12 protein-coding genes are annotated in these 16346 nt (G+C 45.4%); 8 read left to right on the top strand and 4 right to left on the bottom strand.

Going from position 1 to position 16346, the window contains the following annotated elements; translation table 11 throughout:
* Positions 1-533 precede the first annotated feature (533 nt).
* Complete coding sequence (gene fdhD / locus AC0VYG_RS06810) at positions 534-1385, top strand: formate dehydrogenase accessory sulfurtransferase FdhD (protein ID WP_475431563.1); 852 nt, start codon at positions 534-536, stop codon at positions 1383-1385.
* Between the two features lie 50 nt (positions 1386-1435).
* Here fdhD and AC0VYG_RS06805 read toward each other — a convergent pair whose 3' ends face one another.
* Together AC0VYG_RS06805 and AC0VYG_RS06800 are read right to left on the bottom strand one after the other, a co-directional pair.
* Positions 1436-2890: a TrkH family potassium uptake protein gene (locus tag AC0VYG_RS06805; RefSeq protein WP_475431562.1), complete on the bottom strand. Its 1455-nt coding sequence runs from the start codon at positions 2888-2890 to the stop codon at positions 1436-1438.
* A 472-nt stretch (positions 2891-3362) separates the two neighbouring features.
* Positions 3363-4703 (bottom strand): glutamine synthetase family protein, encoded by a 1341-nt coding sequence (locus tag AC0VYG_RS06800; protein WP_475431561.1) that lies wholly within the window; start codon positions 4701-4703, stop codon positions 3363-3365.
* A gap of 159 nt (positions 4704-4862) precedes the next feature.
* Here AC0VYG_RS06800 and AC0VYG_RS06795 point away from each other — a divergent pair, with 159 nt between their 5' ends.
* The 4 genes from AC0VYG_RS06795 to AC0VYG_RS06780 all read left to right on the top strand — a co-directional run bounded on the left by AC0VYG_RS06795 (position 4863) and on the right by AC0VYG_RS06780 (position 10230).
* Positions 4863-6146, top strand: coding sequence for an NAD(P)/FAD-dependent oxidoreductase (locus tag AC0VYG_RS06795; RefSeq protein WP_475431560.1), 1284 nt, complete (start codon positions 4863-4865; stop codon positions 6144-6146).
* A 400-nt stretch (positions 6147-6546) separates the two neighbouring features.
* Entirely contained in the window at positions 6547-7665 is a 1119-nt protein-coding gene (locus AC0VYG_RS06790; protein ID WP_475431559.1) for an efflux RND transporter periplasmic adaptor subunit, read from the top strand.
* 5 nt (positions 7666-7670) lie between these two features.
* On the top strand, positions 7671-9233 hold the full coding sequence (locus AC0VYG_RS06785) for an MFS transporter (RefSeq protein WP_475431558.1): 1563 nt from the start codon (positions 7671-7673) through the stop codon (positions 9231-9233).
* Positions 9234-9291: 58 nt separating this feature from the next.
* Positions 9292-10230, top strand: a complete 939-nt coding sequence (locus tag AC0VYG_RS06780) for a LysR substrate-binding domain-containing protein (RefSeq protein WP_475431557.1) — start codon at positions 9292-9294, stop codon at positions 10228-10230.
* A 108-nt stretch (positions 10231-10338) separates the two neighbouring features.
* Here the strand turns inward: AC0VYG_RS06780 and AC0VYG_RS06775 are convergent, their stop codons facing one another.
* Positions 10339-11802 carry a benzaldehyde dehydrogenase gene (locus AC0VYG_RS06775; protein WP_475431556.1) on the bottom strand — a complete coding sequence of 488 codons (1464 nt, stop codon included), beginning with the start codon at positions 11800-11802 and terminating at the stop codon, positions 10339-10341.
* Between the two features lie 434 nt (positions 11803-12236).
* On the opposite strand from AC0VYG_RS06775, the gene AC0VYG_RS06770 reads away from it, so the two are divergent.
* From AC0VYG_RS06770 to AC0VYG_RS06760, 3 genes are read left to right on the top strand one after another with little or no spacing between them, the layout of a single operon-like run.
* Complete coding sequence (locus AC0VYG_RS06770) at positions 12237-13286, top strand: TRAP transporter substrate-binding protein (RefSeq protein WP_475431555.1); 1050 nt, start codon at positions 12237-12239, stop codon at positions 13284-13286.
* Complete coding sequence (locus tag AC0VYG_RS06765) at positions 13283-13804, top strand: TRAP transporter small permease (protein WP_475431554.1); 522 nt, start codon at positions 13283-13285, stop codon at positions 13802-13804. The genes AC0VYG_RS06770 and AC0VYG_RS06765 overlap by 4 nt, the downstream gene beginning before the upstream one ends.
* A complete protein-coding gene (locus AC0VYG_RS06760; RefSeq protein WP_475431553.1) occupies positions 13797-15116 on the top strand; it encodes a TRAP transporter large permease in 1320 nt (439 codons plus the stop codon). The genes AC0VYG_RS06765 and AC0VYG_RS06760 overlap by 8 nt, the downstream gene beginning before the upstream one ends.
* A gap of 124 nt (positions 15117-15240) precedes the next feature.
* Here the strand turns inward: AC0VYG_RS06760 and AC0VYG_RS06755 are convergent, their stop codons facing one another.
* Entirely contained in the window at positions 15241-16275 is a 1035-nt protein-coding gene (locus AC0VYG_RS06755) for a protein-glutamate methylesterase/protein-glutamine glutaminase (protein ID WP_475431552.1), read from the bottom strand.
* Between the last annotated feature and the right edge of the window lie 71 nt (positions 16276-16346).

The raw sequence follows: 16346 nt of genomic DNA, 5'->3' as shown, positions 1-16346 counted from the left end.
GCTCCCGTATCAAAAGATACGAGTACTAACAATTACTTATAAAAGCAAATGAAGCGAGCCATCACTCCAACATGATGCTCTTTATTAACACGTGTGACGGACAATGAAAAAACAATTTTCAGGGACTCAATAACAATTTTCACTTTCTATACCCACACCTCTGTCTATGTCTGCATTTGCAGTAGTCGCTTCATTTGGTAAGAAAAACAATAGGCTTGACCATTAAAATAGAGCCGAGAATACGGCATTATAAACACTAAGGAAATCCCTGAGGCAAAAAAAATCCACAACAGTCACTGTATCACGATCAAAATCAACATAATGCCTTTCGGCTTGTATCAACCATTGAGGGAATGAAAACCAGCGCGGTTTACCCCCATTATAGGGAAAACAAAGAGGTTTATTAAAACGATATAAAAGCCCTAGGAGAAGCGCCTTGATAGACGCAACAGAACGGAATGATTAAGATGGTGTCTTCGCACTAGACGGCGAACAAAGGACTTACCATAAAACATTCACCTTAGGTTTAGGGCATGACTCTTTTTTCTTTAACAAGCACACGACACTGTTATTTCGCCAGACGCGATTCACTGCGATACGAAGAACAAACCCAACTTGTTGAGGAAATACCATTAGCAGTCAGTATTAATCAAATCACTCATGCGGTGATGATGGTCACCCCAAACCACCTAGATGATTTTGCAATAGGGTTTGCCTTTAGTGAAGGCATCATTAATGGTAAGCAGGATGTGAGAGATATTCAGCTAGAGGAAACCACTATAGCCCATCTTGATATCCCAGGATTAGCCCTTAATCTGGATATCAGCCCAAGACAATTTGCCCATTTTAAACAACACAAGCAAGCCCATTTAGGCGCTACAGGGTGCGGTCTATGCGGTAAAGATTCCCTAGAGCAAGCACTGCCGATACTCAAGCCTTTACCCGCAAGCCAAACCTTACCCACTCATATCCTGAAGACACTAAGAGAGATGCTGTTTGCCCATCAGGATTTAGGCAAAAAAAGCGGTGCCATCCATGCCGCCATGTTGCTCTCTCCAGAAGGTCATCCCATTATTTGTCTCGAAGATATTGGCCGACATAATGCCCTAGATAAAATCATTGGCTACGTGATTCATCACAACATCCCACTCCACAATCACAGTGTGGTGATGTCCAGCCGCTGTAGCACCGAGTTGATTCAAAAAGCCGTCAGAGCCACACTGTCCACCTTGATTCATCTCGCCTCACCCAGCACGCTGGCCGTTTCTTTGGCACGACAGTTAGGACTCACCTTGATTCACCTACCCAAAAAAGACGAGCCAAGAATATTTGCCTCGTCTTTTCATGCGGACCATACAGAAGAACAAAAACTATCTAATGACTAGAAAGTGATGCCTCTCATTGTGTAAAACGACTCAGCATTACTGCCGCCAAGCTATTGTCTCCAAAGTACGGGGAAGAACAACACCAACACAGTGAAGTACTCAAGACGACCTAGGATCATTGCGGCACTCATTAACCAAGTCGCCACATCACTCAATGGCGCAAAGTTATTACCCAGTTCCGCAAAGCCTGGACCCAACACGTTTAAACAGGCTGCCGTCGCACTTAACGCCGCCATAAAACTCAGGCCGGTGAACATCAGAAGGATCGTAAAAATAATGGTCGTCAGCGCCGCCAAACACATAAACGCCATCACCGCATGGCGCACTTCACCGCTGATGGTGCGGCGTTGAAATTTCATGGTAAACACACCATTGGGGTGCACTAAGCGCTTAATTTCTAAGACCACTGATTTCAGAGCAATAATATTACGAATCACCTTGTTGCCACCTGCGGTGGATCCCGCACAGCCCCCAATATACCCCACAAAAATCAAGATCACTGCGGTGACAACGGGCCATTTGCTCAAGTCCGTCGCAGCAAATCCCGTACTGGTAATAAACGAAATGATGTGGAAAAAAGATTCCGTCAGAGACTGCCAAAAACTGTGCTCATTGCCATTATGATAAAGATAAATCGCCAAAATCGCAGAGATAACAAAAATGATGATCAAGAAGCTGCGCATCTCCTCATCTTTCCAATAGAGCTTAATGTTATTGGCCAAATACACACGATAGTGCAAAGCAAAATTCGTTGCCCCAAGGACCATAAAGACATTACAAATCCATAGTATCAAATCACTATGAAAATACCCCATGCTGGCGTCGTGGGTTGAGAACCCCCCGGTGGAGACGGTAGAGAAGCTGTGGGCTATCGCATCAAACGCAGACATGCCAGCCAAGTAGTAACATAGCGCACATAAGGCCGTAATCGTGACATAGACTAACCACAGATAATGGGTGGTATTAGCGACACGCGGTGAGAGTTTATCGTCTTTAATAGGCCCTGGCGTTTCGGCTTTTAACAGTCGCATCCCACCGATATTCAGCATTGGCAAGATGGCGACCACAAAAATAACCACGCCTAAGCCACCCATCCACTGCAAAAACTGACGATACATCAAAAACGTCTTCGGCATACTATCCAAACCCGATAAAACCGTCGCCCCTGTCGTGGTTAATCCACTAATGGACTCAAATACCCCATCGGTGAAAGACACGTGAGCAATCGTGACAATGGGGATAGCCCCGAGCATACCCACAGCGACCCAAGTCAAGGTCGCAAATAACATGGCTTCACGATTCGTCACCGATGGAAGGGGGTATTTTTTAAAGCCAATCAGGATGATCAAAGAGATGCTTATTGTGATAGAAGCTGGCAAGGTAAAATTACTCGCCACGTTATCTTTAAAAAGCATAAAAGACAATTCACCAAAGACTAACTGAACCAATCCCATCCATAAGCATGGCATGGTTAGCAATCTTAGAACTAATAGAGGGCGAATCATAGGCGCCGACAACTCCTTCAACAAACACGTAAAACCATACATGAAAACAAGGGAATCCCCCTGCTATAGCGCCGTGTTTCATTGAACACAAGCCAACTCTCCAGATAACAGCGGTTCTGTATCTAACATGCTTTTTAGCGCGTCACGGTTGTCTTTTAAACAACCAGATCATTAGGGAAACATGAGGCGATGCATTTATTGGAAATTGACGCCTAGTCATGCCCCCATAGGAGAGGATTTATAGTACAAGGTCGGTATTCTGCCACAGAGCGAAACCATCCCCTAACGAAATAGTATCTTTTTCAACAAAGAAATTTCACCAAAACGCCGCAGAATATCATTTGTCATACCAAGGCGAGAAGCAATACAAAAAAGCCCAGCATAGCACTGAGCTTTGTAACCAATCGATGTTCGGATCTCGCCCTGCCCGCCCTACCCTATAGATATGGCACCCTAGCAGCATGACAATGGGTTACACGTTCAACAGTAGATGCTCACGCTCCCAGGAACTAATCACCTTATTAAAGGTTTCAAATTCAGACCGTTTCACCCCAATATAAGCATCAACGAACTTTTGCCCCATGATTTCACAAATTTCCGGGCAATCTTCTAGCAAACGCAAGGCTTCTTCTAACGTTCTTGCCAAATCCACCTCCCCCGTTTCCTGAGCAGACTTCGCATTAGAAGGCTCAGTGGGACGCAATTTCTCTTTTAATCCCAAATAACCGCAGGCTAAACTGGTTGCAATGGCAAGGTATGGGTTGCAATCGGATCCTGGAAAACGGTTCTCGATGCGGTAAGCTTCTGGAGACGACACGGGAATACGTAAGCCAGCCGTTCTGTCATCCACTCCCCATTTCATATTCACTGGCGCGGCCATTTCTGGCGCAAAGCGACGATAAGAATTGACATTTGGAGCAAAGAAGCTAATTGCATTCGGGGTGTATTTCTGTAAACCACCTAAGTAGTAATAGAAGGCTTCGCTGTATTGACCATTGTCATTAAAGATATTTTTCCCGGTTTTTATATCAATAAGACTTTGGTGGATATGCATGGCACTGCCCGGTTCATTCTGCATAGGCTTAGCCATAAAAGTGGCGTGTATATCATGCTTAATAGCTGTTTCACGCATAGTCCGCTTAAATACGAAAACCTGATCGGCTAAATCCAATGGATCGCCATGCAAAAAGTTGATCTCCATCTGCGCCGCACCCGATTCATGGATCAAGGTATCCACATCCAGATCCTGAGCCTCACAGTAGGCATATAGAGTATCAATTACCGGGTTAAATTCATTGACCGCATCAATACTGTAAGAACGACGAGCCGTTTCGCGACGACCAGAACGCCCCGCCGCAGGCTTCAACTCATAATCTGGATCATTTTGTTTTTGCACCAAATAAAATTCCATTTCAGGTGCCACAACCGGACGTAACCCTTCCGCTTCGAACAAAGACAGCACATGTCGTAAAATCGTCCGGCTGGACAGAGGATGTGGATTACCATCGGTGTCAAAGCAATCATTAATCAATTGAGCCGTTGGCTCGTCCGCCCAAGGTACAATACGCAGTGTATTGGTATCCGGCACGAGAATCATATCTTGATCGCGGGCATCAACAATATCGTAGTGATTGTAGGCCCAATCCCCTGTAACACTTTGCACCAGCACGGTTTCGGGCAGCCGTCCCCCCTGTTCAGATAAAAACTTCCGAGTCGGATAAAATTTACCTCGTGCATTCCCTGTCATATCTGGCAGAGTGGACTCTATTTCTGTAATCGAATGCGTTTTAAGAAAATCCTCTAGGATCCCCATACATCACCTTTTTGTTTGTGCTAATAAAGTTAACCAGTACCTTGTTTGATATTGTCCCTTTTAAGCAAAAATATCACTAAAAAATGATCAACGCATTGTTCTTTCTACGTTAGGATAGCTTACTATCTTTACGAGACGACCATCTAGGAGGCTCTTTCCATGAAAAATCAAGGCTTTGAAGCATCGTACTACGCCAATACAGCCAATCAAAGCATTCGTTTTCCTAGCTTACAGGGCGACCATGAAACGGATGTTTGCATTGTTGGTGGTGGGTACACAGGCTTGTCTGCCGCCTTGCATTTATCGGAAAAAGGTTACCGAGTCACCTTACTCGAAGCCCACCGCATTGGCTCAGGAGCATCTGGCCGCAATGGCGGTCAATTATGTCAAGGCCATAATATGAGCCACGCAGCGTTAAGCCAAAAAGTAGGTAAACACCACGCCGATTTATTATGGGAGATGTCCGTTGAATCCGTCGAGCTAGTGAAGCATTTGATTCATCAACATCAAATTGACTGTGACTTAAAATCTGGGGTGCTGCATGTCGCTGCCAAGGCTTCTCATGTGGAAGACATCCAACAGGCCGTTGATTACAAGAGAGACCTTCTTGGCTACCAAAAAGTTCATTACCTCACCAAACAAGATGTTTCTGCGGCTCTTGGCACGTCTCACTTTCATGGCGGTGAATTGTACGAAGATGGCGCCCACATCCATCCTTATAACTTTGCCCTTGGACTTGCCAAAGCCGCCAAAGAAAGCGGTGTACAGTTGTTTGAGATGTCCAAGGTTATTCACTATCAAGATGGAAACCAGCCCCATATACAAACTCCAAAAGGTTCGGTAAAAGCCAATTACTTATTGTTCGCTTGTAATGGTTATCTTGGCAAACTTCATCCTCAAGCGGCGAAAAAAATCATGCCGATCAATAACTTTATTCTGGCCACCGAGCCGCTCCCAGAAGCTGTTTATAATAGAATTAACCCTCAGGATTACGCCATTGCCGACTCCAAGTTTGTGGTGAATTATTTTCGACTCTCAGCGGATAAAAGACTGTTATGGGGAGGCGGAGAAAATTATCGCTCGCGCTTTCCGAAGGACATTGCCAGCTTTGTCAAAAAGCACATGCTTGAAGTGTATCCTGAATTGGCCAACACCAAGATTGACTTTAGTTGGGGAGGCACATTGGCCATTACCTTAAATCGCATGCCCCACTTAGCCCACCAAGAGAAAAATGTGTTTATCGCCCAAGGCTATTCCGGTCACGGTGTCGCTCTGGCAACACTCACAGGCAAGCTAATGGCCGAAGCCGTTAGTGGCACTGCTGAGCGCTTTGACGTGTTCTCAAGCGTCCCTTGCGCCAACTTTCCTGGTGGCACCCTGCTACGCTGGCCAGGACAGGTCGCTGGCATGCTCTACTACTCATTAAGAGATCGTTTTTCCTAACTTAGCCGATTTTTTGGGGATACTTTTAGGGGACGATGATGAAATTGATTCATCGTCATATTCTTGTAAGCCCCATAGAAAAAATAGGTCTTTGATGGATTATAAATCGAACACATCGTATTAAAAACAACACATTCTTTATTTTTTCTTATTTCATTTTTTTATATATAAGCCCGTCTAGAAGGCCAAAAAAGTCGATTTATCCCTGTTTAATAGCAGAAAATTGAGAAATACAGTATGAACGAAGACCGTCCTATTTTTAGGATATTATATCTCACTTTTTGCCATTGATCTTCATTGACCATCTCCTTACTCTTGCCGCTCATTCCCATCTTCGAATTAGTTGAACCTTTAGTGTTGTGAGTAAATAGAATCAATGACCGATACAGAAAAACACATCATGAACAAGAAAACGACTGTCGTAGCACTCGCTATCGTGACGGTCATTGCTTGTATCGCCGCCTATATTTGGTGGTCAAAAATAGGACAGTTTCATGAGTCAACAGAAGACGCTTACGTAGCGGGTAATGTTGTTAATGTCATGTCTCAAGTCTCAGGGACAGTGACAGACATCATGGCTGAGAATACCAACTTGGTTAAGCAATCCGACCTACTCGTTAAAATAAACCCTGTTGATGCCAAGTTAGCGTTACAAGAAGCGCAGGCAAATCTTGCCAGTACCATTCGCGCGGTTCGTAATACCTTTGCCGCTTTAGAAGAACAAAAAGCCAATGTCGAACTCGCGAAAGTCGCTCTGGATAAAGCAGAAAATGATTACCAACGGCGGGTTAAACTGAGAAAAAACAATCTCATTTCGAGTGAAGATCTAAGCCACTATAAGAGCACCTATATCAGCGCTAAGGCGTCTTACGACGTCGCTCAAAAAGCCTACGATGCCATCAAAACCAAAGTGGATCACACAACCGTACTTACTCACCCAGATGTTCTAAAAGCAGAGTCCGCGTTAAAGAGCGCCTGGCTTGCTTTGCACCGAACCACCATTGTCGCACCGGTAAGCGGCTATGTTGCACAACGTAGTGTGCAAGTTGGCCAGCATGTTTCCCCAGGCAGTACCTTAATGTCGATCGTGCCATTAAATCATGTGTGGGTCGTAGCAAACTTTAAAGAAACACAAATAGGAAATATTCGTGCCGGACAACCCGTTACCTTAACCTCCGATGTCTACGGCTCATCCGTCACTTATCATGGCACGGTACAAGGGATCGTTCCAGGCACAGGCAGCGCCTTTTCATTATTGCCGGCCTCTAATGCAACAGGCAACTGGATCAAAGTGGTACAGCGTGTTCCAGTGCGCATCACCCTCAAAACCAAAGAACTTACTGCACACCCTCTTAGGCCTGGCCTCTCCATGAATGTGACAGTCAACACACAGAATGCGGGTAAAGCGGAGTTAAGCACCGTAACAACAGCTCCGACGCCTTGGCGAACCGATGTATTCGACGATGGAGATAAAGGCGCCAATGCGCTTATTCAAAAGATCATTAAAGAAAACATGTAACCACTATGATCCAACGCATTAGCCAACATAAATACGTCCCTGCGCCGTCGCACAATTTTTTGATGCTGGCGACCATTTTCTTACTGATGCTACTAAACTTCCTGCAAACAGGGATGATCGCCTTCGCGGCGGCGCCCTTAATGGGAGAGTTAGGCGTCTCACCGCAAGAATACAGCTTAACGACGGCAGCCTATGCCTGTGTCGCAGTCGTCACCATCTCGAAACAGCGCTGGTTAATCGAACGAATGGGCTGGAAATACTATATTCTGGCCTCGCTATTTGTCTTTTTTATCGGCAGCGTGATCTGCTTTTACGGCAATAATTTCACGGTCTTTTTGATCGGTCACGTGGTGATGGGATTTGGTGGTGCGGCTTTTATGGCGGGTGCACGGGTCATTATCACCTTGTTTCCACCGAGTCCACTTCGACTCACAGGCATCAAAACCTATGCTTACGGTCTCACCATCAGCTCGGCTCTGGCACCGTTTTTAGTGGCAAACTTGTTTTTAGATGCCTCTTGGCAATATCTGTTTGCTATCTTAATGGTCTTTACTGTTCTTGCCGCCATCACCGCTGCGTTTTGTTTGCCGGGCATACCAACCAAGAAAGAGTTACGCTCCCAATCCCACCCCTATCTCGTCATGGCATTAACAGCGGGCTCCTTTTTAATACTTTACGCATTGCGTTATGGTAGTTATGAGTTCTACAGCAACACCGTCTTAGTCAGCGTCATTTTATTGCTTGGACTAACCAGTATTTATTACTTTATTCGCAGTACCATTCGTCACCATCACGCCAGACCTCTGTTGTCGATAAAACAACTTTTCGAAAGCAAAATCTACCGATCCGGCGTGCTGGTCTTTTTTACCTGCTATTTGATCATGGGGTCAAATAACTACCTACTGCCACAGATATTGCAAAAGGGGTTAGGCTTTAGTTGGAGTACAGTGGGGAATTGGTACGCATTAGGTTTAGTGTCTGCCATCCTTGGGGTATGGGTTCACATGAAGGTGTTTCCCAAAAGGCCTAATGGGAAAAAGTTCTTCATGTTCGGCTTTTTTTGTTTAGGCTGCTATGGCTATATCATGTCGCACTTGACACCAAGCTCAAACATGCAAACGCAGATTTTGCCTGCCATTGCTTTCTTTGGTTTCTTTACTGTGTTTTTACAAGGTACCGCAGCGGCAAAATCTTTTAAGGAGCTTGAACACGATGAAACCGCTTTTTCCCATGCGCAGCAGCTAAAAAATATGATTTCTCAGATCGGCATGTCGATGGGCACTGCATTCGCAAGTATTGGCTTACAGTGGCGTACAACTATTCACTACAACGCACTAAACGAGCATGTGGCAGCAAACAACCCTATTTACCAAAGTACCCTGCACCAAGTAGCAAATGCCTATGGACAGGTCAGTCAAGTCGTCGCCAATAAAATGGCCTTTGCTTGGATTGCTCAACATGTGAAGCAAAATGCCGTGCTATTAGCGGGGATCGATTATTACTCTCTGTTATTTTTTGTTGCTATTATAGGCTTTATTATCATGGCGTTGCAAAGTCGCCTTAACTAGCAACGAATCACGTCGACTCACAAACACCGCCTTAGCAGACAGGAGAGAATAAAGACCAATGGATTTTAACGACCTCTACTATTTTTATCTGACAGCCGACAATGGCGGCTATACTGCTGCAGAGAGGACATCTGGTATTACCAAATCCCTACTCAGTCGGCGCGTGGCTAAGCTTGAAGAAAAAGTTGGGGTGCAATTAATTCAACGTAACAGCCGGCAATTTTCACTGACCGAAGCGGGCCGACAGCTTTACGAAGGGGCCATTAATATGGTCGCGGAAGGGCAATCCGCCTATGACTCGGTTGCTTTATTGCAGTCGGTGCCCTCAGGGCTGGTGCGAGTCAGTTGTCCAACCGTTTTGGCGCAACATCATATTTCGTTATTGCTGCCTGACTTCATGCGACAATACCCAAAGATCACCGTCTCTCTTGATGCCACAGACAGAGATGTACAAGTCATCGAAGAGAGAGTCGACATTGCTTTGCGCTCTAAAAAGTCCTTAGATTGTGAACCTGGATTAGTGGCCAAACCACTGGCAAGCAGCAAAATGATTCTTGTGGCGAGCCCAGACTTTATCAGCACACATGGTAATCCAACCCACCCAGATCAGCTATCCCATATGCCGACATTGAGCGAACAACTCAATAAACTAGAAAGCCAAGAACATAAATGGGAGTTATTTGGTCCAGATGGCGCCCCTTGCATCATTAAACATCACCCTAGACTCTTTTGCTTAAACCGCTGGATTCAATTGGAAAGTGCAGTGCAAGGGATCGGCGTTGCCCTTATTCCTGCACCAGTTGCCTCCCCCAGTATTGAAACGGGGCACTTGATTCAATTACTGCCAGAATGGACTTCCAAAGCTCATACCGTGCATGCCGTTTTCTCTAAACGAAAAGGCATGAACCCCGCAACGCGAGTCTTTCTTGATTATCTGATTCTTCATATTCCTGAGGTACTCAAAGACCCCCCTTTCAGGACGGGACAAAGTCGATAAAAAAAGCAAACAGGGCCACTGCTTGCTTTTTTGTTTAACGATGAAATGCTATATCAATTCAACACCACGCTCCATTCAGGTGTACTGGGTTGTCAAAGCGACGTTTAATTAGAAAGGATACGCCGTTGCTTGTTCTTTCACTGTCATCCATTGCCAATGGGTATAGGTATCCCAATCTGATGGGCCACCAACGGCGTTGCCATTACCTGAATTACCACAACCACCAAATGGGTTGATGCATTCGTCGTTTACCGTCTGGTCATTAATGTGTAATAAGCCGACATGCAATTGACTGGCAATTTTTTTCGCTCGACTGACATCGGCACTGATGACCGCACCGGACAATCCGTACTCGGTATTATTCGCCAGCTCAATAGCTTCCTCGTCGGTACTGAAGGTGACAATATTCGCCACAGGGCCAAAAATCTCTTCCTCAAAAGAACGCATGCCCGGCTTCACCCCCGACAGGACCGTCGGCGAGTAGAACAATCCCTCATAAGTTCCCCCTACTTCAAGCGTTGCACCGGCTGCAACAGTATCTTTTATAATACTGTCCACTTTCTTCAATTGTGTTTCGTTGATTAATGGCCCAAGTGCAACCTGTTTAGTGGTAGGATTCCCTACTGGCAAATGTTGCGCTTTTTCAACAATCTTCGCGGTCAATGCTTTTGCGACACTCTCTTGTACTAAAATACGACCTGATGCCATACAAATCTGGCCTTGGTGGAAATACGCCCCCCATGCAATGTTGCTGGCGGCCACATCCAAGTCCGCATCTTCAAGAACAATCAGCGAGCTCTTACCCCCTAACTCTAAAGACACTTTTTTCAGGTTTCGTCCACAGGCTTCCCCCACTTTACGACCCGCAGCCGTTGACCCCGTGAAAGCCACCATACCAATTTCTGGCGCATTACAAACGGCCTCACCCGCTTCTACAGCACCAGGCAGCACTTGATACAAACCTTTTGGTAAGCCCGCTGCTTCAAAGGCCAACGCCAATAAGAAACCACCGGTAACGGGCGTTTGAGGATCAGGTTTCGTAACGATCGCATTGCCCGTTGCAAGCGCTGGTGCGATAGAACGAATCGATAAAATAAGTGGGAAGTTAAAAGGTGAAATAACACCAATAACACCATGGGGTATGCGTTTTGCGATGGAAGTGCGACCCGCCGTAGTCGGTAGGGTTAACCCATTGGGTTCGAGTACCATGTGCGCCGCTAAACGCAGAATGGTTGCCGCTTCACGAACTTCATGCTGGCCTTTTTGAAAAATCCCACCTGTTTCACGGGCGATATACATGGCAAATTCTTCAGCATGCTTATCAAAATAGTCCGCCGCACGATAAAATATGGCAGATCTTTCTCTTGGCGACATATCCAACCATGTTTTTTGAGCCGCAGCAGCGTCCTTAGCGGCACGATAAATATCATCAGCAGTGGCTAGCACAATACTGGAAAGAGAATCACCTGTGGCGGGTTCAATGACAGAAACACGGTTACCGGAGGTCTCAACCCAATCACCATTAAAAAAAGCATTATTCCAAGGTTTTGACTGTAAAACATCGGTACTCATAATCTTACCTTCTTTCAATTTATTATTGTTATCTACCCAGTATGCATACAACTGAGCTTGGATAGTCGTTTTTCCCTCAGCGCCGTCCTAGCATTATATAGTTTTATTTATAAACAGTTTTAGAATCAACTTTTTTTATAGCAAAGTACAATATAAATTATCTATTACCACAATGTCGTTATCCCCTAGTACTGACCAATTAACTGACGACGACCAAGCAATCCCCCTATCCTGCAGTTTAAGTCATCATAGCCAACTATCCATCAAGAAATCATAAAAAATGAGACGAACACGCATTGCAAAAGAAAGGAAAAAGAAAAAAAATAGGAAATATTGTTGTAAGACAAAACAGTTTATGACATAAGTATAAAGAGACAAAGGAAGCCCCTTTTGTCCAATCACATTCACCGACAAAAAAAATAAAGGTGTCGATTATGCGAATAAAGTCTCTTTTAATGGCCGCAGCTCTGATGCTTACTACTGCCTCTTTCGCGCAAGCAGATGAGCCTGAATTTACGTTTAAACTGCATCATATGTTGCCCCCTTCTTCAACGGCCCACACCAAAGTATTGGAGCCTTGGGCGAAAAAGGTAATGAAAGAATCCAATGGACGAATCAAAATCGTCATTTACCCCGCGATGCAACTGGGCGGTAAACCCGCTTCTTTGTATGATCAGGTACGCAAAGGCCGTGTCGATTTTGCTTGGACGGTCGCGGGTTATACTCCAGGCCGCTTTCCTAAAATGACCGTATTCGAACTTCCCTTCATGGTTGGCTCTGCCAAATCCACCAGCATGGCACTGCAAGAATACTATGAAAAAGAAATGACGGATGAAATGCGCGACGTTCATGTCCTTGCCTTACACACCCATGCGCCAGGATCCTTGCACGTTCGCGATAAAGAAGTCAGAACTCTAGAAGATATGAAAGGCTTAAAAGTTCGTGTGCCGAATCGCATCATGGGGGATGCATTTTCTCTATTAGACGTAAACAGTATCTTTATGCCGGTGACACAGATGGCCAGCGCGCTATCTAAAGGCGTGGTGGATGTCGCCGTACTGCCTTTTGAAGTAACCGCTCCTCTCAAAATTGACGAGCTAGCGACGCACAACGTTGAAATATCTGGCAAGCGAGGTTTGTACTCTAACACCTTCGTATTTGCCATGAATAAAAAGGCTTATAACTCCCTTCCAAAAGACCTACAAAAAGTCATCGATAATAACTCAGGCATTCCTCTAGCCGGTTTTATCGGCGATGAATTTGATAAAAATGAAAAAGTTGGCCGCGATGCGGCTGTCGCTGCAGGAAATGACTTTTATACCTTACCAGATGAAGAAGTCGCCCGTTGGAAAGCAAAAATGCAGCCTGTGACCGATAAATGGATTGAAACCATGAATCAATCCACTGATGGTCGTGGTCAAGCGCTTTACAACGAAGCACAGAACCTGTTGTCCAAATATGAAAAGCAAAATGGTGAGTCATGAGTGATACCCCCATTACTTCTCAGTCGGAGTACCTAGGGGCCAATCCCGTGCTAACTTGGGTATCACGACATCTCGCGATTCTTGGTGGACTCATTATGATGGCGCTCGCCATCATGGTGGTCGCCAGTATTTTAGGGCGTCTTTTTTTTCAAACGTCTGTCACCGGAGACTATGAGTTGGTGGAAATGGGGTTAGGAATCAGCATTTTTTGCTTTCTGCCCTATTGTCACTTAAAAAAAGGCCATGTGGTCGTTGATATTTTTACCGCATCAGCAAGCCCTCGCACGCTTTTGTGGCTTGCCATATTGAGTGATAGCTTGATGTGCCTTGTTTCCGCTCTATTAACATGGCGGTTAGCGCTGGGAGGTTTAGATGCTTACGACTACTTTGACTACACCATGATCTTACAATTACCAAATTGGGTCGTGTATGCCGTTGGCTGTGGTTCATTTGCTCTATTAACCCTAAATTGTCTAGACAGCTTACTGACTTCTCTAAAAGGATTGAAACATGGGTAATGTGGAACTGGCATTATTAATGATGGCATTCTTGCTTATATTAATGGCCATTCGTATTCCAATTGCACTGGCAATGCTCATCAGCGGCGGTACAGGCTATATCATACTTGCTGGAACACCAGCATTATTAAGCTATTTAAGTACTGCACCAGTGGCAAAATTCTCAACCTATGACCTGTCTGTGGTGCCTCTGTTTTTATTAATGGGAGAGATCACCACTCGTTCAGGCATCACTAGCGAGCTTTTTCGTACCTGTAATAAATGGGTCGGCCATTTAAAAGGAGGACTTGCCATGGCTTCCATTGCCGGTTGTGCCGCCTTTGGAGCCATTTGCGGTTCGTCTTTGGCCACCGCCTCCACCATGGGAAAAGTCGCTTTACCGGAAATGAAGAAACATAAATACGCGAGCGGCTTGGCGGCTGGTACCCTTGCTGCTGGGGGGACATTGGGGATCTTGATTCCACCCTCCATGGTGTTAATCATTTTTGCGGTACTAACTGAGCAAAATATCTCGAAGCTTTTTATTGCGGCATTTTTACCAGGCTTTTTGGCGGCATTTGGTTACATGTTGGCCATTGGCATTTATGTTCGTATCTTTCCAAAAGCGGGGCCACGCGGTGAAAAAGCCAGCTTAAAAGAAAAAATCCTCTCTCTAAAAGATGTCTGGCACATAACGGTTATTTTCTTAATCGTCTTAGGAGGGATTTATCTCGGTTTCTTTACGCCAACCGAAGCGGCAGCAGTGGGGGTTATTCTGACCTGCTTATTAGCCCTACTGAATGGCTCATTAACCTTTAATATACTGATCGATTGCTTAACCAGAACCGCTGTCTCATCGGCCATGATTTTCTTCATCGTATTTGGTGCCGACTTATTCAGTGTCTTCATTGCCCTCACGCAGGTTCCCAGTATTGGTGTCCAATACATAGAGAGCGCAGGGTTTAGTCCTTATCTAGTATTAACGTTAATGCTGTTGACTTACTTAGTACTTGGCTGCTTTATGGACAGCTTAGCCATGATACTGTTGACAATCCCGATCTATTTCCCGGTTATCATGGCAATGGATTTTGGCTTTCCACCAACGGATGTGGGCATTTGGTTCGGTATTTTGGCCCTGATTGTTGTGGAAGTGGGGTTAATCACGCCACCAGTGGGTATGAATGTGTTTATTATCAACTCATTTGACAGCTCATTGTCCCTCAAAGAAAGTTTTAGAGGGGTCATTCCCTTCTTACTATCCGATGTCGTACGAGTGGTATTGTTAATTGCCTTTCCTTCTATCACCCTAGTGTTAGTTCATGCGTTAACCTAACGTTCCTCTAAAAACGTTTCAGCAAACATACAAAAAGCCGCTATCAAATGGATGGATAACGGCTTTTAAGTGTCGCTCTTTCATGGTCAATACATGACTTGTTCATGACCAACAAATGAATGTCTTACAACAAGCCCACAAGATGATTTCCCATGCCAGAAAGTGCTTGTACGGAGCACGCCGCACCAAGATTAATCGCCTCTCTTGGCATACCAAAGACAACACAAGAAGCCTCATCCTGGGCGACCGTGTATCCTCCTTTTTCTTTAATTCGCTTCAAACCTTGCGCTCCATCCTTGCCCATCCCCGTCAGCAGAACGGCCATGGCGGTTTTGCCAATCAGTTCGGCTACTGAGTCAAACATCACATCTACCGATGGACGGTGCCCACACACTTTTTCTCCCAAAGCAAGATCGGTATAAATCAGGTTGCCTTTACGGCGCAACGTTAAATGGTATCCTCCAGGAGCAATATAGGCCGTGCCGGGTTTCACTACTTCTCCTCCTTGGGACTCGGCAACTTGAAAGCCCGTTTGTCGATTTAAACGCTCGGCATAGGTTTTCGTGAAACCGGGAGGCATATGTTGCGAGATCACTACCCCAAACTGTTCCGCAGGTAGCTGTTGCAATAAATCGCGGATGGCTTCTGTCCCCCCCGTCGATGCTCCTACTGCTAATATCCTATTGGAAGCATTATGCTTCGGTACGATTTTAGAAGTGGGGGTAGATGTCTTTGCCCGAGCTCTGACATTCGCCCCAGCCGCCAAGCGTACTTTGCTAATCATTCTTTTCGCATATTTGTCCAACGACGCACCATCGTAGACTTTGGGCTTAGCCATATAATCGACGGCGCCGTACTCTAAGGCGGTTAAGGTGGCCGCTGCATGCTCCTCCGTCAAGGTCGATACCATCACGACGGGGATGGGGTTCGCCTTCATTAAAACCTGAAGGAAACGCAACCCACTCACCTCTGGCATCTCAATATCCAGCGTAATCACATCCGGAGATAGTTTTTTAACCTGCTCTTTGGCTTCATAAGCATCTTTGGCCGTCCCAACCACGGTAAGACGAGAGTCTGACGATAAAATACTGGTCAAAAGACTCCGCATCAATTCTGAGTCATCAACAATTAACACCCTCACTTGTGGCTGCTCACTCATATACAACTCGCTCTAAAAAGAATACAAAAAATGATCGTGATTGCGTCAAACCTTAGCTAATTGGCCTGTAC

It is taken from the genome of Marinomonas sp. 63XJN7_7_ISO-PGPR-S23-202, assembly GCF_056173505.1.
Note: the sequence above shows the minus strand (reverse complement) of the source record. Positions and strands in the feature narration are given on the sequence as shown.

Coding starts and splice junctions, on each gene's coding strand:
- fdhD (WP_475431563.1), top strand. CDS start 534: ATGACTCTTTTTTCTTTAACAAGCACACGACACTGTTATTTCGCCAGA.
- AC0VYG_RS06805 (WP_475431562.1), bottom strand. CDS start 2,890: ATGATTCGCCCTCTATTAGTTCTAAGATTGCTAACCATGCCATGCTTA.
- AC0VYG_RS06800 (WP_475431561.1), bottom strand. CDS start 4,703: ATGGGGATCCTAGAGGATTTTCTTAAAACGCATTCGATTACAGAAATA.
- AC0VYG_RS06795 (WP_475431560.1), top strand. CDS start 4,863: ATGAAAAATCAAGGCTTTGAAGCATCGTACTACGCCAATACAGCCAAT.
- AC0VYG_RS06790 (WP_475431559.1), top strand. CDS start 6,547: ATGAACAAGAAAACGACTGTCGTAGCACTCGCTATCGTGACGGTCATT.
- AC0VYG_RS06785 (WP_475431558.1), top strand. CDS start 7,671: ATGATCCAACGCATTAGCCAACATAAATACGTCCCTGCGCCGTCGCAC.
- AC0VYG_RS06780 (WP_475431557.1), top strand. CDS start 9,292: ATGGATTTTAACGACCTCTACTATTTTTATCTGACAGCCGACAATGGC.
- AC0VYG_RS06775 (WP_475431556.1), bottom strand. CDS start 11,802: ATGAGTACCGATGTTTTACAGTCAAAACCTTGGAATAATGCTTTTTTT.
- AC0VYG_RS06770 (WP_475431555.1), top strand. CDS start 12,237: ATGCGAATAAAGTCTCTTTTAATGGCCGCAGCTCTGATGCTTACTACT.
- AC0VYG_RS06765 (WP_475431554.1), top strand. CDS start 13,283: ATGAGTGATACCCCCATTACTTCTCAGTCGGAGTACCTAGGGGCCAAT.
- AC0VYG_RS06760 (WP_475431553.1), top strand. CDS start 13,797: ATGGGTAATGTGGAACTGGCATTATTAATGATGGCATTCTTGCTTATA.
- AC0VYG_RS06755 (WP_475431552.1), bottom strand. CDS start 16,275: ATGAGTGAGCAGCCACAAGTGAGGGTGTTAATTGTTGATGACTCAGAA.